This is a genomic window from Micromonospora sp. RTGN7 (genome assembly GCF_033804645.1).
Taxonomy (GTDB): domain Bacteria; phylum Actinomycetota; class Actinomycetes; order Mycobacteriales; family Micromonosporaceae; genus Micromonospora.
Genome location: NZ_JAPZLF010000001.1, coordinates 450,041 through 471,927 on the forward strand (window position 1 = coordinate 450,041; position 21,887 = coordinate 471,927).

21 protein-coding genes are annotated in these 21,887 nt (G+C 72.7%); 14 read left to right on the forward strand and 7 right to left on the reverse strand.

The genetic code is table 11. The features are described 5' to 3' along the window. Positions 1 to 112: 112 nt before the first annotated feature. Complete coding sequence (locus tag SNR22_RS01895; RefSeq protein WP_320064556.1) at positions 113 to 1,180, forward strand: hemolysin family protein; 1,068 nt, start codon at positions 113 to 115, stop codon at positions 1,178 to 1,180. A gap of 121 nt (positions 1,181 to 1,301) precedes the next feature. Continuing rightward, positions 1,302 to 2,231 carry a sporulation protein gene (locus SNR22_RS01900; RefSeq protein WP_320064557.1) on the forward strand — a complete coding sequence of 310 codons (930 nt, stop codon included), beginning with the start codon at positions 1,302 to 1,304 and terminating at the stop codon, positions 2,229 to 2,231. Between the two features lie 79 nt (positions 2,232 to 2,310). On the opposite strand, the gene leuE is transcribed toward SNR22_RS01900, so the two are convergent. Further along, positions 2,311 to 2,979 (reverse strand): leucine efflux protein LeuE, encoded by a 669-nt coding sequence (gene leuE / locus SNR22_RS01905; RefSeq protein ID WP_320064559.1) that lies wholly within the window; start codon positions 2,977 to 2,979, stop codon positions 2,311 to 2,313. Further along, positions 2,976 to 4,220, reverse strand: coding sequence for a bifunctional pyridoxamine 5'-phosphate oxidase family protein/GNAT family N-acetyltransferase (locus SNR22_RS01910; RefSeq protein WP_320064560.1), 1,245 nt, complete (start codon positions 4,218 to 4,220; stop codon positions 2,976 to 2,978). Before SNR22_RS01910 ends, leuE begins: the two co-directional genes overlap by 4 nt. A gap of 39 nt (positions 4,221 to 4,259) precedes the next feature. Between SNR22_RS01910 and SNR22_RS01915 the strand changes: the two genes are divergently transcribed. From SNR22_RS01915 to rny, 9 genes are all read left to right on the forward strand, one after another. Further along, a complete protein-coding gene (locus tag SNR22_RS01915; RefSeq protein WP_320064561.1) occupies positions 4,260 to 5,597 on the forward strand; it encodes an aminotransferase class I/II-fold pyridoxal phosphate-dependent enzyme in 1,338 nt (445 codons plus the stop codon). A 231-nt stretch (positions 5,598 to 5,828) separates the two neighbouring features. Then, complete coding sequence (locus SNR22_RS01920) at positions 5,829 to 6,536, forward strand: UdgX family uracil-DNA binding protein (protein ID WP_320064563.1); 708 nt, start codon at positions 5,829 to 5,831, stop codon at positions 6,534 to 6,536. A 132-nt stretch (positions 6,537 to 6,668) separates the two neighbouring features. Continuing rightward, the gene (locus SNR22_RS01925; RefSeq protein WP_320064565.1) at positions 6,669 to 7,811 is read left to right on the forward strand and encodes an acyl-CoA dehydrogenase family protein; all 1,143 of its coding nucleotides are present in this window, start codon (positions 6,669 to 6,671) and stop codon (positions 7,809 to 7,811) included. 84 nt (positions 7,812 to 7,895) lie between these two features. Then, complete coding sequence (locus SNR22_RS01930; RefSeq protein WP_413775570.1) at positions 7,896 to 9,209, forward strand: MFS transporter; 1,314 nt, start codon at positions 7,896 to 7,898, stop codon at positions 9,207 to 9,209. Between the two features lie 3 nt (positions 9,210 to 9,212). Then, positions 9,213 to 9,413: a DUF3046 domain-containing protein gene (locus SNR22_RS01935; protein WP_320064566.1), complete on the forward strand. Its 201-nt coding sequence runs from the start codon at positions 9,213 to 9,215 to the stop codon at positions 9,411 to 9,413. Between the two features lie 184 nt (positions 9,414 to 9,597). Then, positions 9,598 to 10,647 (forward strand): recombinase RecA, encoded by a 1,050-nt coding sequence (gene recA / locus SNR22_RS01940; protein ID WP_320064568.1) that lies wholly within the window; start codon positions 9,598 to 9,600, stop codon positions 10,645 to 10,647. A gap of 14 nt (positions 10,648 to 10,661) precedes the next feature. Continuing rightward, positions 10,662 to 11,369 (forward strand): regulatory protein RecX, encoded by a 708-nt coding sequence (locus SNR22_RS01945; RefSeq protein WP_320064570.1) that lies wholly within the window; start codon positions 10,662 to 10,664, stop codon positions 11,367 to 11,369. 80 nt (positions 11,370 to 11,449) lie between these two features. After that, positions 11,450 to 12,154, forward strand: coding sequence for a 3-keto-5-aminohexanoate cleavage protein (locus SNR22_RS01950; RefSeq protein ID WP_320064571.1), 705 nt, complete (start codon positions 11,450 to 11,452; stop codon positions 12,152 to 12,154). Positions 12,155 to 12,806: 652 nt separating this feature from the next. Further along, positions 12,807 to 14,573, forward strand: coding sequence for a ribonuclease Y (gene rny / locus SNR22_RS01955; protein ID WP_320064572.1), 1,767 nt, complete (start codon positions 12,807 to 12,809; stop codon positions 14,571 to 14,573). Between the two features lie 63 nt (positions 14,574 to 14,636). Here the strand turns inward: rny and SNR22_RS01960 are convergent, their stop codons facing one another. From SNR22_RS01960 to SNR22_RS01975, 4 genes are read right to left on the reverse strand one after another with little or no spacing between them, the layout of a single operon-like run. Then, the gene (locus SNR22_RS01960; RefSeq protein ID WP_320064573.1) at positions 14,637 to 15,602 is read right to left on the reverse strand and encodes an amino acid ABC transporter permease; all 966 of its coding nucleotides are present in this window, start codon (positions 15,600 to 15,602) and stop codon (positions 14,637 to 14,639) included. Next, complete coding sequence (locus SNR22_RS01965) at positions 15,599 to 16,306, reverse strand: amino acid ABC transporter permease (protein WP_320064575.1); 708 nt, start codon at positions 16,304 to 16,306, stop codon at positions 15,599 to 15,601. The genes SNR22_RS01960 and SNR22_RS01965 overlap by 4 nt, the downstream gene beginning before the upstream one ends. Before the next feature lie 41 nt (positions 16,307 to 16,347). Next, positions 16,348 to 17,223 (reverse strand): glutamate ABC transporter substrate-binding protein, encoded by an 876-nt coding sequence (locus SNR22_RS01970; RefSeq protein WP_320064577.1) that lies wholly within the window; start codon positions 17,221 to 17,223, stop codon positions 16,348 to 16,350. Between the two features lie 58 nt (positions 17,224 to 17,281). Next, positions 17,282 to 18,037, reverse strand: a complete 756-nt coding sequence (locus SNR22_RS01975) for an amino acid ABC transporter ATP-binding protein (RefSeq protein ID WP_320064578.1) — start codon at positions 18,035 to 18,037, stop codon at positions 17,282 to 17,284. 195 nt (positions 18,038 to 18,232) lie between these two features. Here SNR22_RS01975 and selD point away from each other — a divergent pair, with 195 nt between their 5' ends. Beyond that, positions 18,233 to 19,222: a selenide, water dikinase SelD gene (selD, locus tag SNR22_RS01980; RefSeq protein WP_320064580.1), complete on the forward strand. Its 990-nt coding sequence runs from the start codon at positions 18,233 to 18,235 to the stop codon at positions 19,220 to 19,222. A gap of 199 nt (positions 19,223 to 19,421) precedes the next feature. Next, positions 19,422 to 19,901: a hypothetical protein gene (locus SNR22_RS01985; RefSeq protein WP_320064582.1), complete on the forward strand. Its 480-nt coding sequence runs from the start codon at positions 19,422 to 19,424 to the stop codon at positions 19,899 to 19,901. Between the two features lie 143 nt (positions 19,902 to 20,044). Here the strand turns inward: SNR22_RS01985 and SNR22_RS01990 are convergent, their stop codons facing one another. Then, a complete protein-coding gene (locus SNR22_RS01990; RefSeq protein ID WP_320064583.1) occupies positions 20,045 to 20,278 on the reverse strand; it encodes a DUF2277 family protein in 234 nt (77 codons plus the stop codon). A gap of 52 nt (positions 20,279 to 20,330) precedes the next feature. On the opposite strand from SNR22_RS01990, the gene miaB reads away from it, so the two are divergent. Then, positions 20,331 to 21,863, forward strand: a complete 1,533-nt coding sequence (gene miaB, locus SNR22_RS01995) for a tRNA (N6-isopentenyl adenosine(37)-C2)-methylthiotransferase MiaB (RefSeq protein WP_320064585.1) — start codon at positions 20,331 to 20,333, stop codon at positions 21,861 to 21,863. Positions 21,864 to 21,887 lie beyond the last annotated feature (24 nt).

The window sequence follows — 21,887 nt, forward strand, 5'->3', positions numbered from 1 at the left end:
CTCCCGGCAATGGGTCCGGAAACAGGTCCGGCAACAGGTCCCGCAACGGGTCTGGCAATGGGTCCGGGAACAGGTCCCGCAACGGGGCCGGCCGGCGGACGGGGGAGGCGGCATGAGCCCGGGAGTGGCGCTCTTCGTCTCCGTGCTGCTGTTGGCGCTGAATGCGTTCTTCGTGGCCGCCGAGTTCGCGCTGGTGGCCAGCAAGCGGTACCGGTTGGAACAGGCCGTCACCACCGGCGGCGGCCGGGGGGCCCGCGCGGCCCTGGACGGCGTACGCGAGCTCTCCCTGATGCTGGCCGGCGCGCAGCTCGGCATCACGCTGTGCACGCTGGGCCTCGGCGCGCTGGCCGAGCCGGCGATCGAGCACCTGCTGAGCCCGCTGCTGCACGCGGTGGGCCTGCCGGATGCGGCCAGCCGTGTGGTGGCGCTGGTGTTCGCCCTGTCCCTGGTCACCTTCCTGCACCTGGTGGTCGGCGAGATGGCCCCGAAGTCCTGGGCGATCACCGACGCGGAGCGCTCGGCGACCCTGCTGGCCCTGCCGTTCAGGGCCTTCGCCCGGGTGGCCCGGCCGGTTTTGTCACTGCTCAACGCGCTGGCCAACGTAATCCTGCGGCTGGTCCGGGTGCGCCCGCAGGACCAGCTCGCCCAGGCGCACGGCCCGGACGAGCTGCGCATCCTGCTGGAGCAGTCCCGCGAGCACGGGCTGCTCGGCGCGGAGCAGCACCGGCTGCTCACCAGCATGCTGGAGCTCCAGGGCACCACTGTCGCCCAGGTGATGGAGCCCTTCGACCAGATCGTCACGGTCACCCGGGACGACCCGGCGGAGCGGATCGAGCAGGTGTCCCGGGACAGCGGGCGGTCCCGGCTGGCCGTGCTGGACGCCGGCGGCGAGGTGTGCGGCCTGGTGCACGTCCGGGAGGCCGTGCGGGTCACCACCGCCGGCCGGGTCGCCACCGCCGGTGACCTGATGAGCGCCGCCTTCACCCTGCCGGGGACGGCCTCGGTGACGGAGGCGGTGGCCGCGATGCAGGGCCAACAGGCCCAGCTCGCCCTGGTCCGCAACGGCGGCGGGCCGACCCGCCCGATCGGGTTCGTGGCGCTGGAGGACCTGCTGGAGGAGGTCATCGGCGAGTTCGACGACGAGACCGACCCGGTGCCCCGGGGCCGTCGGATGCGCTGAGGCCCGTCCGGGTCGGCCCGGCGCTGCCGGGTCGGCCCGGCGTCCGCGGCGGTCCGCCAGGACTGTCCGGTCGCTGCCCGGGAAAGCCGTGCCAGCACCGAGGGGTACGGAGGGGAGCGGCGTGCGGCTGACCGGGGTGTCCCCGGAGTCCGGCTGGACCGGGCTCTCGGTACGCACCACACTGTCCAATCCGAGCACCCGCCCCGGGCTGCGGCTGCCCGGGCGGGTGACGCTGCACGCCGGCCCGGACGACGTCGGCGTCCGGCACCTCCGGCTCGGCCTGGTCACCCAGGTCGAGCCGGACGACCCGGGCGCACCCCGCCGACTCGTCCAGTTCCACCAGGTGTCGATCGCGGGCGCGTTCGTGGTACCGGCCGGGCGGCGGCGGGCGGTCGACTTCGCGCTGCCGCTGCCCTGGGAGACCCCGGTGACGATCTTCGGCGGGGTGCCGCTGATGAGCCTGCGGATGGGCCTGCGCACCGAGGCGTCGATCGACGTCGACCTGGAACAGGGCGCCCTGGTGCCACTCTTCGTGCATCCCCTGCCGACCCAGCAGCACATCCTCGCCGCGCTGGACACGCTCGGGTTCAGCCTGCGTCAGGCCGGCCTGGTCGCCGGCCGGCTGCCCGGGGTGGAGCAGGCGTTCCCGCTGCACCAGCGGCTCGGTTGGTGGGTGGCGCCGCTCTATGCCGGCCCGATCACCGAGCTGGAGGTGATCTTCGTGGCCAACGCCGCCGGCCTGGAGGTGATCCTCTGGGCCGACCGCCGGCTCTCCCTGGCCGGGGTCACCCACCAGAGCATCAGCCGGTTCCGGGTCTGGCACGCCCACGCGGACCGGGCCGACTGGGTCGCCGTGCTGGACGGCTGGCTGCGGCACACGATCAACCGACACGCCGCGGCGGCGGCGCACGGCCACTGGTCGGCCCGGATCGGCGAGTCGGCGCACGTGAGCCGCCGGCCGGATGAGCCGGTCCGCCCCGGGTACGGCCTGGGCGGCACCGCCGGCGGCGGGGGCATCGGTGGCGGCGGGGGCGGCGGCGACGGCACCTGAGCCGGCGCGCCGGCGCCTCCCTGCCGAGGGCGGTGAGGAGGGGCCCCTCGCTACCTGAGGCGTGGAGAGGGGCCCCTCTTTACACCGAGGCGGTGGCGAGCTTGACGCTGAAGCCGAGGAAGAGCACGGCCACCCCGGTGGTCGCCCCAGCGGCCAGCCGGCGGCGCCGGCGGAACTGGCCGGCCAGGTACGTCCCCGCGAAGATCAGCATCGTCAGGTACAGCACGCTGGTCGCCTGGGCGATCAGCCCGAGCAGCAGGAACGACAGTGCCGGCCAGGCGTACCCGGGGTCGACGAACTGGATGAAGAAGGAGATGAAGAACAGGATCGCCTTCGGGTTGAGCAGGCTGATCACCAGCGCCTGCCGGAACGGGCTGCGCAGCTCCGCCGGCTCGGCGGCGTCGATCAGCCGCGGCGCGGCGGGGTCGTTGCGGTCCCGCCAGCGCCGCCACGCGCCGCGCAGCATCGTCAGCCCGACCCAGCCCAGGTACGCCGCGCCGACGTACTTCACCACCAGGAACAGCGGCGGGTACGCCTGGAGCAGCGATGCCGCCCCGGCGGCGGAGAGGACCATCAGCACCGAGTCGCCGAGGAACACCCCGGAGGCGGCCCGGTAGCCGGTGCGTACTCCGCGTTTGGCTGCGGTGGAGAGCACGAAGAGTGAGTTCGGGCCGGGGAGCAGAATGATCGCCACGGTCCCCAGCGAGTACGTCCAGATGTCGGTGATGCCCAGCACGCCCGCCATCATCGCGGCGGGACCGGCGCGGGGAGAAGCCGTTCCCGCAGCATGGCCTGTGCGTTCGGCCACTCGTCGGCGATCATCGAGTACTGGACGGTGTCCCGCCAGGAGCCGTCGGGCCGGATGCGGTGCCGGCGCAGCACCCCCTCCCGGGTGGCGCCCAGTCGTTCGATGGCCCGCTGCGAGCGCTCGTTGCGCAGGTCGGTGTGCCACACCACCCGCTCCGCGCCCAACTCCTCGAAGGCGTGGGCGAGCAGCAACAGCTTCGCCTCGGTGTTGATCCCGGTCCGCCACCAGGGCCGGCCCAGGTACGTGTACCCGATCGCCACCGCCCGCAGCGCCGGGTCCACCTCGTAGAACGACGTGGTCCCGACCACCACCCCGGTGACCGCGCACCGCTGGACCCACGGCACCCGCTCGCCCCGGTGGTGGGCGGCCAGCGCCTCCCGGATCACCTCGGCCGTCCCGGCCTGGTCGACGGGTTGCCGGCTGCCCAGGTGTTGCCACACCTGCGGGTCGGCGGTGGCGGTGTGCAACTCGTCGGTGTGCGCGAGGTCCAGCGGTTCGAGCACGACGTGCGTGCCCCGCAGGGTGGCCGGCTCCAGCCACGGTGACCGGGCCGGCCGCAGGTACGCCGGCAGCGGCGCGCTCACCCCGGGGGCCGGCTCGGGCGGCCCGGCGGTCAGCGTCAGCGGCACCACTCCGGCCCAGTGCGGCAGGTCCAGGTCGGCCTCGTCCTCGCGTACCCCGCCGGTGCGGGACCGGACGGAGACCTCGCGCAGCGGCAGCGCCAGGACCGCCGTCTCGGCCATCTCCCGGCGGCTCGGCGGGCGGGTGTCGGCGCTGCGCCCGGCGGCGACCTTCTCCACCAGCGCGGTCATCGCGGCGGCCTTCTCGGCGGGGTCGGTGACCAGCTGTGCGGTGCCGTGCGCGACCACCGACCGGTAGTTGGCGCTGTGGTGAAACTGCGAGCGGGCGTAGATCAGCCCGTCGAGCAGGGTCACCGCCACGCAGACCGACAGGCCGTCGCCCCGGGCGGCGAGCAGCGGCCGGCTGCCGGTGGAGCCGTGCAGGTAGAGGGTGTCGCCCACCCGGACGTGCAGGGTGGGTAGCACCCGGGGTTCGCCGTCGACGGCGAAGCCGAGCGCGCAGTGGTACGCCTCGTCGAGCACGGCGTGCGCGGCGGCGCGGTCGTAGCTCATCCGTTCGCGGGTGCGGGTGGCGGTGGTCCGGGGCGTGGGCGGGTACACGCGGCAGCCTCCTATTTGTTCTAGTACAATCCCAAAATTGTGTCAGCACATTATCAGGTGAGCGGCGGGACGGCCGCCGAGATCTCGGCCAGCGTCGAATCGGGCATCCGGTCCGGCGAGCTTGCGCCCGGGGCCGCGCTTCCCCCGGTGCGGGCCCTCGCCGCGCAGCTGCGGGTCAGCCCGGCCACGGTCGCCCGCGCCTACCAGGAGCTGCGCCAGCGCGGCCTGCTCGCCACCGCCGGCCGGCACGGCACCCGGGTGCGCCCCCGGCCGCCGGTGGCCAGCCGCCGCGCCCGGCACCCCACCTCCGCGCCCGGTGCCCGCGACCTGTCCCGCGGCGAGCCCGACATCAGGCTGCTCCCGTCGCTCGGCCCGCACCTGGCCGCCCTCGCCGGCGACTTCGCCGCCCCCGTCGGGTACGCCTCGGTCGGCGTCCTGCCCGAACTGGCCGACGCCGCTCGGGAACGACTCACCGCCGACGGGGTGCCCGCCGACGAGGTCACCGTGACCGGGGGCGCGCTCGACGGCATCGAACGGCTGCTCGCCGCCCACCTGCGCCCCGGCGACGCGGTCGCCGTGGAGGACCCGGGCTGGGCCAACCTGCTGGACCTGGTCGCCGCGCTCGGGCTGCGCCCGATCGGCGTACCGGTGGACGACGACGGGCCGGTCGAGGCCGGGGTGCGGGCCGCCCTGGCCGCCGGGGCCCGGGCCCTGGTGGTGACCAGCCGGGCGCAGAACCCGACCGGCGCGGCCGTCTCCGCCGACCGGGCCGCCGGGCTGCGCGCCCTGCTCGCCGGCCGGAACGACCTGCTGCTGATCGAGGACGACCACGCCGCCGAGCTGGCCCGGGTGCCGCTGCACCCACTCGCCGGAGCCACCCCGGCGTGGGCCTTCGTCCGGTCGGTCAGCAAGCCGTACGGGCCTGACCTGCGGCTCGCCGTGCTGGCCGGCGACGAGGCGACCGTGGCGCGGGTGGCCGGGCGGGCCCAGGTCGGCGCGGGCTGGGTCTCCACCGTGTTGCAACGTCTCGTGCTGGCGCTCTGGCGCGATCCGGCCACCGCCGCGCTGGTCGACCGGGCCGGCGAGAGCTACGAGCGACGCCGGGGCGACCTGCTCGCCGCCCTGGCCGGGCGGGGGCTGACCGGCCACGGCCGCACCGGCATCAACGTCTGGCTGCCGGTGCCGGACGAGATCAGCGCCCTCACCGCCCTGCGCGACGCCGGCTGGGCGATCGCCCCGGGCGCGCTGTTCCGGATCGCCGCCGAGCCCGGCCTGCGGATCACGGTCAGCTCGCTCGACGACGCCGACGTCCCGGCGCTGGCCGCCGCGCTGGCCGCCGCCGTTCGCCCCCGCCCGACCTCCAACTTCACCGCCTGACCCACCCCACCCACCCACCCCACCCACCCCACCCACCCACCCACCCACCCGCCCGCCCACCACCGTGCGCGTCCGGGCCCGGGCTGCGCTCGCACTTTCACGGAAAGAGTGGCCATTCCGCGTCCCATGGCCACTCTTTCCGTGAAAGCGGGGGTGCCCGGGCGGGGTGAGTGAGGACGTGTCGGGCGGGGCGCCCGCGTGGGCGCGGGGAAGGCGGGTAAAAAGATCGTCATGTCCGAGACCGAGACCGAGACCGCGCCCGGTGCGCAGCAGTTCATCCCGCCGCAGGCCGACACCATCGACGAACTGCGCGCCGCCGCGGGCGGCTGCCGGGGCTGCGAGCTGTACCGGGACGCCACCCAGACCGTCTTCGGCCGTGGCGGTGAGGAGGCCCGGGTGGTGCTGGTCGGCGAGCAGCCCGGCGACATGGAGGACCAGAAGGGGCTGCCCTTCGTCGGCCCGGCCGGCCGGCTGCTGCGCCGGGCGGTCGACGACGCCGGGCTCGACCCGGCCCAGCTCTACCTCACGAACGCCGTCAAGCACTTCCGTTTCGAGCTGCGCGGCAGGCGGCGCATCCACCAGACGCCGGACCGGGTACACGTCACCGCGTGCCGGCCCTGGTTGGTGGCCGAGTTCGCCCGGTTGCGCCCGGACGTCGTGGTGGTGCTCGGCGCGACCGCCGCGAAGGCGCTGCTCGGCCCGTCGTTCCGGGTCACCCGGCAGCGAGGCGCGCTGATGCCGTGGCCGGCCTCGGCCCAGCACCCGGAGGACTTCGCCCGGGTGCCGGTCGACTCCGCCGGGAAGGTCGCCGACGCCCCGGCGGCCCGACTCCTGGCCACCATCCACCCGTCGGCGGTGCTCCGCGCCGACGACCAGGACGCCGCGTACGCCGGCCTGGTAGCCGATCTGACCGTAGCCGCGAGCGCCCTCCCCAGCTGACCCGAAGGAGTACGGGGTCGATCTTGGACAGTTTTCGCCGGTGGCAACTGTCCGAGATCGGGCCGGGGGTTCACCACGAAGGGGGCTGCTGGCCACTGGGCGGGGCGGGTGAGCGGTGCCACAATCTCGGACATGGAGCAGCATCTCTACGAGTCCGTCCACGAGGAGTTCCGGGACCTGTGCCGGGCGTTCCTGGCCCGCGAGGCGGTGCCGCACCACGACCGGTGGGAGGCCGCCGGGATCGTCGACCGGGAGGTCTGGCGGGCCGCGGGCGCGGCCGGGCTGCTCGGCATGGACGTCGACCCCGAGTACGGCGGCGGCGGGCAGCGCGACTTCCGGTTCAACGCCGTGCTGGTCGAGGAGATCGTCCGGGCCGGCTGCACCGGGCTCGGCTTCGGGCTGCACAACGACGTGGTGGCCCCGTACCTCACGGAGCTGACCACCACCGACCAGCGCGAGCGGTGGTTGCCCGGCTTCTGCTCCGGTGACCTGGTCACCGCGATCGCGATGAGCGAGCCCGGCGCCGGCTCCGACCTGGCCGGGATCCGCACCACCGCCGTCCGCGACGGCGACGCGCTCGTGCTCGACGGGCAGAAGACCTTCATCACCAACGGCGAACTGGCCGACCTGGTGATCGTGGTGGTCCGCACCGCGCCGGACCTGGGTGCGCACGGGGTGAGCCTGGTCGCGGTCGAGACCGGCACCCCCGGGTTCGGCCGGGGCCGCCGGCTGGCCAAGGTCGGACTGAAGGCCAACGACACCACCGAGCTGTTCTTCGACGACTGCCGGGTGCCGGCGGAGAACCTGATCGGCACCGAGAACCACGGCTTCTACCACCTGATGGCCAACCTGCCCCGCGAACGCCTCGGCATTGCGGTGTCCGCCGTCGCCGCCGCCGAGCGGCTGCTCGCCCTGACCCTGGAGTACGCCCGGTCCCGCGAGGCCTTCGGCCGGCCGATCGGCGCGTTCCAGCACAACCGGTTCCTCCTGGCGGAGCTGGACACCGAGGTCACCATCGCCCGGACCTTCGTCAACCACTGCGTCGCCGAGTTCAACGCTGGACGGCTCTGCGCCACCGACGCCGCCAAGGCGAAGTGGTGGACCACCGAGCTGCAGAACCGGGTCGCCGACCGCTGCGTCCAGCTGCACGGCGGGTACGGCTACATGCTGGAGTACCCGGTGGCGAAGGCATGGCTGGACGGGCGGGTGCAGACCATCTACGGCGGCACCACCGAGGTGATGAAGGAGATTATCGGCCGAGGGCTCGGCCTGTAGCAGACCCGGGTGCCGGCGGGGGCGGGGCTGCGCAAGGATAGGGCAGCCCACCGCCCCTTACCGCCCTGCCCCCCGAGGAGCCCGATGGTCACCGACCTCACTGCGCCGGCACCGACCCGGCCCGACGTCGCCGCGATCCAGCGCCGGACGGTGCGGCTGCTCTTCGTGACCCAGATCATCGGCGGGATCGGCGTCACCATCGGCATCTCGGTCGGCGCGCTGCTCGCGGCCCGGATCGCCGGCACGGCGGTCGCCGGCCTGGCGCAGAGCGCCGGGGTGGTGGGCGGCGCGTTGCTCGCCGTCCCGGTCACCCGGATCATGACGGGGTACGGCCGCCGGCCCGGCCTGGTCACCGCGTACCTGGTCGGGGCGGCTGGGGGCGTGCTGGTGGTGCTCGCCGCGGTGACCCGCCAGGTTCCGTTGATCTTCCTCGGCATGCTGCTCTTCGGCGGCGGCACGGCGGCCAACCTGCAGGCCCGCTACACGGCCGTCGACCTCGCCGAGCCGGCCCGCCGGGGCCGCCAACTCTCCATGGTCGTCTGGGCCACCACGATCGGGGCGGTGGCCGCGCCGAACTTCGCCACGCTCGCCGACCGGACCACCCGGGGCTGGGGGCTGCCACCCCTGGCCGGCCCGTTCGTGTTCAGCGCCGTGGCGTTCACGCTCGCCGCCGGCGTACTGCTGGCGCTGTTGCGGCCCGACCCGCTGCTCACCGCGCGCCGGCTCGCGGCGGCCGACGCCCCCGACGGCCTTGGGGCGGCCGGCGGGTCGGCGACCGGGCAGCGCGGGGCCGGCATGCGGGCGGCCTGGCGGGTGGTCCGCGAGCGTCCGGCGGCCCGGCTGGGCATCGCCGCCGTCGCCGTCGGCCACCTGGTGATGGTCGCGGTGATGTCGATGACCCCGGTACGCCTCGGCGAGTACCACTCGGACGCCGCCGTGCTCGGGGCGGTCGGGGTCGTGCTCAGCCTGCACATCGCCGGCATGTACGCGCTCTCCCCGGTGGTCGGCTGGCTCACCGACCGGCTCGGCCGACGCCCGGTGATCCTCGGCGGCCTGGCGGTGTTGCTGGCCGGGTGCGCCGTGGCGGGCGTCTCCGGGCACCACACGGCGGGGCTCTCCGCCGGCCTGGTCCTGCTCGGGCTGGGCTGGTCCGGGACGATGGTGGCCGGGTCGACCCTGCTGTCGGAGTCGGTGCCGACTGCCGTGCGCCCCAGTGTGCAGGGGCTCTCCGACCTGACGATGGGCCTGGCCGGGGCCTCCGCCGGCGCGTTGAGCGGGTTCGTCATGCAGGCGGCCGGGTATCCGACGCTCACCCTGCTGGCGGCGATCGCGACGGTGCCGTTGCTGGCGCTAGCGTTGCGTCCGGCGCCCGTACCGGCGCCGGACGAGGAGGACTGACACGTGCGGCTGACCGACTTCTGGACCCGGCTGGAGGAGACGTTCGGGCCGGGCTATGCGGCCAGCATCGCCTCGGACCAGGTGCTGCCCGAGCTCGGCGGGCGAACCGTCGAGCAGGCGCTGAGCTCGGGTGAGCAGACCCACGTCGTGTGGCGCGCGGTGGTCGCCGCCTACCCCGACCGGGTGCCCGCACGGCTGTGCTGAGCAGGACTTCCTTCCCGTCCGCGTGTCGCTTTTCCAGTCGTACACCTGTTCGGCTATTGTCCACAGCAGGGTGCTTGTCCACAGGTCGCGGCCGGTCGGCTGGTTTTCTGTCGGACCCAGCGCCTAGCGTGTCCGCGTGACGCGAAGCTCAGGAAAGACGCCGGCGAAGGCAGGGGTGGCAAACATGGCGGCAGGGCCCGACCGGGAGAAGGCGCTAGACCTTGCTCTCGCCCAGATTGACAAGCAGTTCGGCAAGGGCTCGGTGATGCGGCTGGGGGATCGACCGGTCGTCCAGACCGCGATCATCCCGACCGGCTCCATCGCACTCGATGTCGCACTCGGCATCGGCGGCCTGCCGCGCGGTCGGGTGGTCGAGATCTACGGCCCGGAGTCCAGCGGCAAGACCACGGTGGCGCTGCACTCGGTGGCCAGCGCCCAGCGGCTCGGCGGCATCGCGGCCTTCATCGATGCCGAGCACGCGCTCGACCCGGAATACGCGAAGGCCCTCGGGGTCGACACCGATGCGATGCTGGTGTCCCAGCCGGACACCGGCGAGCAGGCGCTGGAGATCGCGGACATGCTGATCCGCTCCGGCGCGATCGACATCATCGTGATCGACTCGGTGGCGGCCCTGGTGCCGCGCGCCGAGATCGAGGGCGAGATGGGCGACAGCCACGTGGGTCTCCAGGCCCGGCTGATGAGCCAGGCGCTGCGGAAGATCACCGGTGTGCTCAGCAACACGGGCACCACGGCGATCTTCATCAACCAGCTCCGGGAGAAGATCGGCGTGATGTTCGGCAGCCCGGAGACCACCACCGGTGGTCGGGCGCTGAAGTTCTACGCCTCGGTCCGCCTCGACGTGCGGCGCATCGAGAGCCTCAAGGACGGCACCGACGTGGTCGGTAACCGCACCCGGGTCAAGGTCGTGAAGAACAAGGTCGCGGCGCCGTTCAAGCAGGCCGAGTTCGACATCATGTACGGCAAGGGCATCTCGCGTGAGGGCTCGCTGATCGACGTCGGCGTGGAGCAGGCGATCATCCGCAAGTCCGGCGCCTGGTACACCTACGACGGCGACCAGCTCGGCCAGGGCAAGGAGAAGGCCCGGGAGTTCCTCAAGGAAAACCCGGACGTGGCGGCCGAGATCGAGAAGAAGATCCTGGAGAAGCTCGGCGTCGGGAGCGGCGCGGCGGGCGACGCCGCCGGTGGCCCGGAGTTGCCGCCGGTCGACTTCTGATCGGTCGCTGACCAGTGGCAGGAAGACGCGCCCGGACGGGGCGGGGCTGGGATGCCAGCCCGCCCCGGGCGGGTGACACCGACACGACTGCGCCCCAGCCCCGACGGGGCCGACGCGACCGCGCCGATCCGGCGACCGACCCGGAGGCCGGCGGGCAGGCCCCGCCCCGGGACGAGGCCGAGGTGGCAAGGGAGATCTGCCTGCGCCAGCTCGCCGTGCGCCCGCGTACCCGCGCCGAGCTGGCCGGGGCGCTGGCCAAGCGGGAGATCTCCGAGGAGGTCTCCGCGCAGGTGCTCGACCGGTACGACGAGGTCGGCATCATCGACGACGCCGCCTTCGCCCGGGCCTGGGTGTCCAGCCGGCACTCCGGCCGGGGCCTGGCCCGCCGGGCGCTCGCCAACGAGCTGCGCCAGCGAGGCGTGGACGGTGAGGTGGCCAGCGAGGCGCTCGGCGAGATCGACGAGGAGACCGAGGCCGAGACGGCCCGGGCGCTGGTCGAGCGGAAGCTGCGCACGGCCCGGGGGGAGCCCGACGCGGTGTTCCGCCGGCTTGTCGGCATGCTCGCCCGTAAGGGATACCCGCCCGGTGTGGCGATCCGGGCGGTGAAGGACGCGCTCGCCGCGCAGAGCGCTGAGGCGGCCGAGTTCGCCGACCGGATCGACGCCGACGCGCTCGCCGACGCGGAGGGCGACATCGACCGGGGTGAGCGTCCTCTCGACTGAACGATCGGGGATGCGTGCCTGCCCCGGCGACGGCGATCCCCGATTCCGCTGCCCGAGGCGTACGAGCGGAAGGCGAGTCGATGCTGAAGGCGTGTCTCAACGGCGGGCGGAGCAGGGCGGAGCATCCCGCGGTGCCCCTCACGCCGGCCGAGCTGGTCGCCGACGCGGCCCACTGCGCCGCGCTCGGGGTCGCAGCGGTGCACGTGCACCCGCGTGACGCCACCGGCGCGGAGTCGCTCGCCCCGGCGACGGTCGCCGCGGCGGTCGCGGCGCTGCGCGCCGCCTGTCCCGGGCTGCCGGTCGGCGTGAGCACCGGCGCGTGGGTCGAGCCGGACCCGGCCGCCCGGGTGGAGGCGGTGCGGGCCTGGCGGGTGCTGCCCGACTTCGCCTCGGTCAACGCGCACGAGGCCGGCGCGGAGCAGGTGGCGGCGGCGTTGGTCGAGCGGGGCGTTGCCGTCGAGGCCGGCGTCTGGACTCTCGACGCCCTCCGGGCGTACCGGGGCTGGCGGGTGCCGGTCCTGCGGGTCCTGGTCGAGTGCATGGCCCCGGCGTCGGCCGACGCGCTGGCCGACGTGGCCCGGATCCTCGCCGCCCTGCCTCCCGAAAGCCCGCCGGTGCTGCTGCACGCCGAAGGGCCGGCCGTGTGGTCGGTGCTTGCGGAGGCGGTCGGTCGCGGGCTCGACACCAGGATCGGGCTGGAGGACACCCTCCTGCTGCCGGATGGCGCCCCGGCCGCAGGCAACGCCGCGCTGGTCGCTGCGGCCGTGGCGCGGGGTGCCCACTGAGCAGCGCCGACGCCCCTGACGGCCGGCCCGCCCCGCCACCTTTGTCCGGTGCTGTCCGCTGCTGGATCAGCATTCGGTGACCCCGCTGCTTCGCTCCGTTCGGGGGGTTTGATCATGAGTCCTTGACCAGACGCCCTCTGGAGACCTAGCCTCGCCATACAGGCTCACATTGCCCGACCAGCGCAGGCTAAGCGCACAACATAGATCGCGTAACAGAACAGCATCACTTTTGGCCGGCTCGCCGGCTGCGGTGTCAGCTCCAGCCAGGCCGGTCCGGAGCTGATGCGACAACTGCACCCGGCCGCCGACGGTGCCACGGGCACCGCCGGCGGACAGAGCTACCCCACGGCCAGCCGCTCAGGTCGGGCGTCTCAGAGTCGCAGCGTACGTGCCCACCGGCACGGTCGCTGCGGCGTCGACGTTCAGGGGAGGCGGCCATGGCGGGGCGGCACAGGTTCACCGGTGGTCCCGACAGGGCGACCGTCGGTCGCGGCACACCGGCCGGCGGCGAGATCGGCGGCGCCGCCGCACGCACCGACTTCCGGCCCGGCCAGGTGAGGGGCTCCCGAGCCGGGGGCACCCGCTTCGGGGTCCGTCGGCCGGACCCGGCCCGGCGGCTCGTGCCGGCCCGCATCGAAGTGGCGGCCCGGCCGTGAACGCCTTCGACGTCGTCCTCCTCACGGTGGTCCTGGTCCTGGTCCTGGTCGTCGTTGGGGCGGTGCTGGTGGGGCTGCGGACGATGCGCCGGATCGGCGCCGCGCCTCGGCCCGAGGATCCGGCCTTCATCGCCGAGAAGGACCGCCAGGAGCAGTCCCTCGCCGCCCTGCGCACCGCCGCCGACGAGGCGAACAGCACCATCGACGTGGCCAAGTCCGCCGCCTCTGCGGCCCGCGCCGAAGCCGCCGCCGCCAAGGCCGAGGCGAAGGCCGCCCGGGCCGAGGCCCGCCGCGTGCTCGACGACGCCCGCGGCGAGGCGGACACCGTGCTGGAGCGGGCCCACCGGCAGGCCGAGGCGGACGCCGAGCAGCTACGCACGACGGCCCGGCGCAGCGGCGAACGCGAGGTGGCGGTGCTCGCCGCGACCACCCGGGAGCAGGCCGCCGAGGTTGAACGGCGGGCCGCCCGGATGGACGAGCGGGAGCGGATGCACACCGAGGAGGTGGAGCGGCTGGCCGCCCGGGAGCGGCAGCTCACCGCCGCCAGCGCCGCGCTGGCCGCCCGCGACTCCGCCCTGGCTGAGCGGGAGCGGGCGGTGACCGAGGCGGAGGAGCAGCGTCGACGGGAGTTGGAGCGCATCGCAGGGCTGACCGCCGATGCCGCCCGCACCGAGTTGATCGAGGTGATCGAGACCCAGGCCAAGCGGGAGGCTGCGCTGCTGGTTCGGGACATCGAGGCCGAGGCCCGCGGCACCGCCGAGCAGCGCGCCCGGCACATCGTGGTGGACGCCATCCAGCGGGTGGCCAGCGAGCAGACCGCAGAGAGCGTGGTCAGCGTCCTGCACCTGCCCGGGGACGAGATGAAGGGGCGGATCATCGGCCGGGAGGGGCGCAACATCCGCGCCTTCGAGTCGGTCACCGGGGTCAACCTGATCATCGACGACACCCCCGAGGCGGTGCTGCTCTCCTGCTTCGACCCGGTCCGCCGGGAGGTCGGCCGGCTCACCCTCGAGAAGCTGGTGCTCGACGGCCGGATTCACCCGCACCGGATCGAGGAGGTCTACGACCTGGCCCGGCAGGAGGTGGAGCAGCTCTGCCACCGGGCCGCCGAGGACGCCCTCGTCGAGGTCGGCATCACCGAGATCCATCCCGAGCTGGTCACCCTGCTCGGTCGGCTGCGCTATCGCACCTCCTACGGGCAGAACGTGCTCAAGCACCTGGTGGAGACCGCACACATCGCCGGGATCATGGCCGCCGAGCTGCGGCTGGACGTGCCGACGGTCAAGCGTTCGGCGTTCCTGCACGACATCGGCAAGGCGCTCACCCACGAGGTGGAGGGCAGCCACGCCATCATCGGCGCCGATCTGGCCCGCAAGTACGGCGAGAGCGAGGACGTCGTCCACGCCATCGAGGCGCACCACAACGAGGTGCCGCCGCAGACCGTCGAGGCCGTCCTCACCCAGGCCTCCGACGCCTGCTCCGGCGGGCGGCCGGGGGCGCGGCGGGAGAGCCTGGAGGCGTACGTCAAGCGGCTGGAACGGATCGAGGAGATCGCGGCCGGGAAGATCGGTGTGGAGAAGGTCTTCGCCATGCAGGCGGGCCGGGAGATCCGGGTGATGGTCAAGCCCGACGACATCGACGACATCGGCGCGGCGGTCCTCGCGCGGGACGTGGCCAAGCAGATCGAGGAGGAGCTGACCTATCCGGGTCAGATCCGGGTCACGGTGGTGCGCGAGTCCCGGGTCACCGAGATCGCCCGCTGACGGACGCAACGCGAAAGGGCCGGCCCGATCTCGTCGGGCCGGCCCTTTCGTCGTCAGGTGAGATCAGGCTCCGCCGGTGCCCTCGGCCTGTGAGGCGAGCGCCGCCGGGGGCGGGTTCTGGGCCGGGGTGCCGGCGGTCTTGCGACCGCGGGCGAGTCGCCGCTGGACGTACTGGGCCAGCTTCGACAGCGAGTAGTTCACCAGGATGAACAGCACCGCGATCACGACGTAGACCTGGATCGGGTTGTCCAGCACGCCGATGATCTGCTTGCCGATGGTCAGGGTCTCCTCGTAGCTGATGATGAAGCCCAGCGAGGTGTCCTTGAGCACCACGACGAGCTGGCTGATCAGCGCCGGCAGCATGATCCGGAACGCCTGCGGCAGCAGGATCATCCGGGTGGTCTGCATCGGGGAGAGCCCGATCGCGGCCGCCGCCTCTCCCTGCCCGCCGGGCAGGCCCTCCATGCCGGAGCGGAGGATCTCGGCGATCACCACTGAGTTGTAGATGGTCAGGCCGATGACCAGGTACCACAGCCTGTCGAGCGAGATGCCGAACTCGGGGAAGCCGCGGGCCACGAAGAAGATCGTGATGACCACGGGCAGGCCCCGGAACACCTCGACGAAGACCCGGGTGACCGCCGACAGCAGCACGCTCAGCCCACGCAGCAGGTACCCCAGCGGGGTGGCGACCCCGGTGAACCGGCGGCGGGTCAGGCTCTTGAGCTGGATCCGTAGCAGCGCGAGCAGCGTGCCGACCACAAGCGAGCCGGCGATCGCCAGGACGGCGGCGGTCAGGGTGTTCTTGAAGCCGACGCCGATCCGGTCCCAGACCAGCGAGAAGTTCTCGTTGGAGGGGTCGATCAGCGGACCCCAGAGTTCCATCGTGAACTGGCCCTTGGTGTCCAGCGGGCGGTATACCAGGAAGTACGCGCCCACGAGCAGCACCACTGTTGCCAGCAGGCTGCCGATCAGGGTGATCCGGCGCTGCCGGGGGCCGGGGACGTCGTAGAGCACGCTCTGCTGGCTCATCGGGCCACCGCCTGCCGCTTCTCGATCCGGTCGAGGAGCGCGCCGAGCGGAACAGTCATGATCAGGTATCCGATCGAGATGCCGATGGCGACCGGGATGAAGGCGTAGCCCTCGGCCGAGGTCAGCTGGTCGGCCGTCTGGGACAGATCACCGACGACGCCGAAGAAGCCGACCAGGGCCGAGTTCTTGATCATCGCGATGATCACCGAGCCGAGCGGCACCACCGAGGCTTTCCAGGACTGGGGCAGCACCACGAACCGCAGGTTCTGGCCGAAGGTGAGGCCCAGCGACCGGGCCGCCTCCGCCTGGCCGGCGGGGACGGCGTTCACCCCGGAGCGCAACGCCTCGCAGACGAACGCGGCGGTGTAGAGCACCAGCGCGATCAGCGCGAAGCGAAAGTACGGCAGATCCGTGTCGAGCCGGCTGAACACGGCGTCCAGGCCGGGGATGCGGAGGAAGTCCGCGTTGGAGCCGAGCGCCGGCAGGCCGAACGCGGCGAAGAACATCACCACGGTCAGCGGCATGTTCCGGAAAACGTTGACGTAGCCGGTGCCGAGCGCCCGCAGCGGCGGCACCGGGGAGATCCGCAGCACCGCCACGACGGCACCCAGGATCAGGGCACCGATCGCGGCGAGCACGCAGATCTGGAGGGTGAGCCAAAAACCACCCGCGAAGACGTCGAACTTGTCGATGAGCACACTCACGGGCCGGTTTTCCTCTCCACCCTCCAGATCAGCGGGTCAGCTCAGTAGCGGTTGACGGTCGGCGCGGCGCCCAGCTCGGCGCCGAACTTGCCGGCGGTGTCGTCCCAGGCCTTCTTCCAGCTGCCGTCCGCGAACGCCTTGTCCAGCGTGTCGTTGATGAAGTTGCGGAAGGCGGTGTCGTCCTTCTTCACCCCGAGGCCGTACGGCTCCTTGGTGAAGTTCTCGCCGGCGAGCTTGAACGAGGCCTCGTCCTTGGCGATGTAGCCGAGCAGGATCACGTTGTCGGTGGTGACGGCGTCGACCTGCCCGCCCTTGAGGGCGTCGCGGCACTTGTCGTAGGTGTCGAAGAGCACCAGCTGGGCGGCGACGTCCTTGACGTGCTTCTTGATCTCCTCGGCCGGGGTGGAGCCGGTGACCGAGCAGACCTTCTTGGTGCCGTCCTTGAAGGAGTCCGGGCCGGTGATCGCGGCGTCGTCCTTCTTCACCATGATGTTCTGCCCGGCCTCGTAGTACGGCCCGGCGAACGCGATGCGCTCCTTGCGCTTGTCGTTGATGGTGTAGGTCGCGGCGACCAGGTCGACCGTGCCGTTCACGATCACGTCTTCGCGAACCTTCGAGGGGGCCTCGCTCCACTCGATCTTGTCCGCGGGGATGCCCAGCGCCTTGACGATGATCTTCGCGACCTCGACGTCGAAGCCCTCCGGCTTGCCAGACAGGCCCTTCTGGCCGAAGCCGGGCTGGTCGAACTTCGTGCCGATCTTGATCTTCTGAGCCTTGTTGAGCCGTTCCATCGTGCTGCCGGCGGCGAAGGACTTGCCGTCCGCTCCGGTGCCCTCCTCGGCGTCGTCACCGCAGGCGGTGACTCCGAGGGACAGGGCGGCGACTGCGGCGAGCGCCGCGACGCGCGTGAAACGCATACTTTTCTCCTAATTCGACGGAGCCCGCCGGGGGACGACGCGCTCCACGGACGGACGCCTAGTGCGTCAGGATCTTCGACAGGAAGTCCCTGGCGCGCTCACTGCGCGGGTTGGCGAAGAACTCAGCCGGGGGAGCGTCCTCGACGAGCTGGCCGTCGGCCATGAAGATGACCCGCTTCGCCGCGTGCCGGGCGAAGCCCATCTCGTGGGTGACCACCACCATGGTCATGCCCTCACGGGCCAGCGAGGTCATCACGTCCAGCACCTCGCCCACCATCTCCGGGTCCAGCGCGCTGGTCGGCTCGTCGAAGAGCATCGCCTTGGGCTGCATGGCCAGCGCGCGGGCGATCGCCACCCGCTGCTGCTGGCCGCCGGAGAGCTGGGCCGGGAACTTGTCTGCCTGGTTGGCGATGCCCACCCGGTCCAGCAGGGCCAGGCCGCGCTCGCGCGCGCTCGCCGCCTTCTCCTTGCGGACCTTGATCGGGCCGAGGGTGACGTTCTCCAGGATGGTCTTGTGCGCGAAGAGGTTGAACGACTGGAACACCATGCCGACCTCGCTGCGCAGCTTCGCCAGGGCCTTGCCCTCGGCCGGCAGCGGCTGGCCGTCGAAGGTGATGGTGCCGGAGCTGATCGGCTCCAGGCGGTTGATCGCCCGGCACAACGTCGACTTTCCGGAGCCGGACGGGCCGATCACCACGACCACCTCGCCCTTGTCGACGGAGAGCGAGACGTTGTCCAGCACGTGCAGGGGACCGAACCACTTGTTGACCGAGTCCAGCACGATGAGCGGTTCGCCCGTCGTCACGTCGTTCACCGTCCCTGTCGTCGCGCGCGCCAGCGGGTCGGATGACCCCCGGTTGGGCCACTGTAGGCGGGCTGACATGGCGTAACGCAACTCATCTGGTCACGGTGCGGTAACACCGGTAACGATCCGCGCCGGGAGTCCGAATTCCGTCCCGATCCGGCCCGTCCGATGGCGTCGGGCGCGTTACGCGGAGACGATGGGGAGATGACCGAACCGGTGCGTCTGACCGATTACGCCCGCGGTGGCGGGTGTGCCTGCAAGATTCCTCCCGGTGAGTTGGAGACGATGGTCGCCGGCCTTGGCCCCGCCAGCGGCACCGCCGAGCTGCTGGTCGGCCTCGAGCACGGCGACGACGCCGCAGTGGTCCGCCTCGACGAGCGAACCGGCCTGGTCACCACCGCCGACTTCTTCACCCCGGTCGTCGACGACGCGTACGACTGGGGGCGGATCGCCGCCGCGAACGCGCTCTCCGACGTGTACGCCATGGGTGGCACCCCGCTCGTCGCGATCAACCTGCTCTGCTGGCCCCGGGAGCGGCTGCCGATCGAGCTGGCCGGGGAGGTGTTGCGCGGCGGCCAGGACGTGGCCCGGGAGGCCGGCTGCCACCTGGCCGGCGGGCACAGCGTCGACGACGACGGCCCGAAGTACGGCCTCGCGGTCACCGGCGTGGTCCGGCCCGAGGAGCTGATCACGTTGGACGCCGGCCGGGCCGGGCTGCCGCTGTCGCTGACCAAGCCGCTCGGCGTGGGGGTGCTCAACACCCGGCACAAGGCGACCGGGGAGCGGTTCGCCGAGGCGGTCGCCTCGATGGTGGCGCTGAACCGGGACGCCGCCTGCGCGGCGGTCGCCGCCGGGGTCCGCTGCGGCACCGACGTGACCGGCTTCGGGCTGCTCGGGCACGCCTCGAAGCTGGCCCGGGCCAGCCGGCTCACGGTGGCCATCGACGCCGCCCGGGTGCCGTACCTGCCGGGCGCGCGGGAGGCCGTGCGCGACGGGTATGTCAGCGGCGGCACCCGCCGCAACCTGGACTGGGTCACCCCGTGGACGGACTTCGGCGCGGCCGGCGCGGCAGAGCGGCTGCTGCTGGCCGACGCGCAGACCTCGGGCGGGTTGCTCGTCGCCGGTGAGCTGCCGGGGGCCACGGTGATCGGGGAGCTGCTGCCGCGTGGCGAGCACCTGGTGGTCGTGCGCTGAGGCGTGGGGGCCTGCGCCCCGGCCACCGTACCCGATAAACTGTCATCTTCCCGCCACTCTGCGCAGGGGCGGGTTAGGAAATTTGGCACGGAATGGTCACAGACCGGTAACTTGCGCCCGGCTGGTGTCAAATGCCCTCCACCATCGTCATTAAGGCCCGATCCGGAGGCCGGTGGGACGAACGCAGCGAGGAGGCGGCATGACCGAGCTGTGGAACTGGAGAATCGACGGGGTACCCCCGGTGGAGGTCTACCCGGCGCTGGCCGAGGCCCTGGGTCGGGTGGTGATGCCGCTCGCGGTGGCCGACCCCGCGCGGCTGCCCGCGTACGCGGTGATCTGCGACGTCTGGCAGTCGCCGGGGGAGTTCGGCACGATCGTGGACTGTTACGGGGTGCCCGAGAGTCTGTCCGAGTTGCCCGGCATCGCCGCGTTGGCCCGGCTGCTGGGCCGCAACTGCCTGCTGCGCGACGACACTCTCGACGCCGGCCGGCACCTGCTGGTCGCGCCGGACGGCACGATCCGTCCGGTGCACTTCGACGTCGCCGAGACCGACGACGGCGAGGTGCTGAGCAACCAGCGCCTCTGCACCCTGGAGCACCCTGGCTGCCGGGGCTGGTCCCGGTGCCACCGCTCCCGGTGGGCTCCGGACTCGGTCCTCCCGGCCCGGGCCGCCGCCTGACCGGCCGGGCCCCGGCGTTGCGGCCGGTCCCGGCCCGCGACGTTGCGGCCCGGGCGGGAGCGATGGCGTTGTGCGGCCCGGGCGGGCGGACGGCCCTGCCCGGCACAGCCCGGCCGGGGCGGGGCGGGGCGGGGCCGTCCGGCTCAGCCCTGGGCGGCCGGCTGCTGGCCCCCGCCGCGGACCACCAACTGGTCCAGCAGGGTGGCGGTGGCCTCGGCGACGGCGGCCACCGCCGCGTCGAACGCCGCCGCGTTGTAGGCGGCCGGTGCGCGGAATCCGGAGATCTTTCGGACGTACTGCAACGCCGCCGCCTCGATGTCGGCCTGGGACACCTCCGGCACGTACGGCTCACGCAACGTCTTGATGCTTCGGCACACGGCTCCTCCTCGTTCGGGTTGATCGGCTCGATACGGATACGCTGTCCGGGTCATGACTACCGCAGCCGCGGGCAGCCCGCGCACCTACGAGGTGCGCACGTACGGCTGCCAGATGAACGTGCACGACTCCGAGCGCATCTCCGGCCTGATGGAACAGGCTGGCTACGTGCGCGCCGCCGACACCGCAGGCAACCCGGACGTGGTGGTGTTCAACACCTGCGCCGTCCGGGAGAACGCCGACAACCGGCTCTACGGCAACCTGGGTCATCTGCGCCCCGTGAAGGACAAGCATCCGGGGATGCAGATCGCCGTCGGCGGCTGCCTCGCCCAGAAGGACCGCGGCGACATCGTCCGCAAGGCTCCCTGGGTGGACGTGGTCTTCGGCACGCACAACATCGGCTCGTTGCCGGTGCTGCTGGAGCGCGCCCGGCACAACGCCGCCGCCGAGGTGGAGATCCTCGAATCCCTCGACGTCTTCCCCTCGACGTTGCCGACCCGACGCGAGTCGACGTACGCCGGCTGGGTGTCGATCTCGGTGGGCTGCAACAACACCTGCACGTTCTGCATCGTGCCCGCCCTGCGCGGCAAGGAGAAGGACCGCCGTCCCGGCGACATCCTCTCCGAGGTCCGCACCCTGGTCGACTCCGGTGTGCTGGAGGTGACCCTGCTCGGGCAGAACGTCAACTCCTACGGGGTGGATTTCGGCGACGCCGGCGAGCCGAACTGGAAGCGCGGTGGCGGCCGGTCGGCCTTCGCCGAGCTGCTGCGCGCCTGCGGGGACATCGACGGGCTGGAGCGGGTCCGGTTCACCAGCCCGCACCCGAAGGACTTCACCGACGACGTGATCGCCGCGATGGCCGAGACCCCGAACGTCTGCCACTCGCTGCACATGCCGTTGCAGTCCGGCTCCGACGACGTGCTGAGGGCGATGCGTCGCTCGTACCGGTCCGACCGTTACCTGGGAATCATCGAGAAGGTGCGGGCGGCGATGCCGGACGCGGCGATCACCACCGACATCATCGTCGGCTTTCCCGGCGAGACCGAGGCGGACTTCCAGCGCACCCTGGACGTGGTCCGGGCGGCCCGGTTCTCCTCGGCGTTCACCTTCCAGTACTCGAAGCGCCCCGGCACCCCGGCCGCGACGATGGACGGCCAGATCCCCAAGCAGGTGGTCCAGGAGCGCTACGAGCGGCTGATCGCCTGCGTGGAGGAGATCTCCTGGGCAGAGAACAAGAAGCTGGTCGGCGAGACCGTCGAGGTGCTGGTCGCCGTCGGCGAGGGCCGCAAGGACGTGCGCACCGGCCGGTTGTCCGGCCGGGCCCGCGACGGCCGCCTGGCGCACTTCGACGCGGGCTCCCTCGCGGGGCAGATCCGTCCCGGGGACATCGTGCACACCACCGTCACGTACGCCGCCCCGCACCACCTCAACGCCGACGGTGAGCCGCTGGCGCACCGGCGGACCCGGGCCGGCGACGCGGCCGAGGCGGGACGCTCTCCGCGTACCCCCGGGGTGTTGCTCGGGCTGCCCACGATCGGTGCGCCGGCCGCGGCGGCTGCGCCGACGACGGGCTGCGCCGCCCACTGACGTCGATCGGGGCCCGCCGGCGCG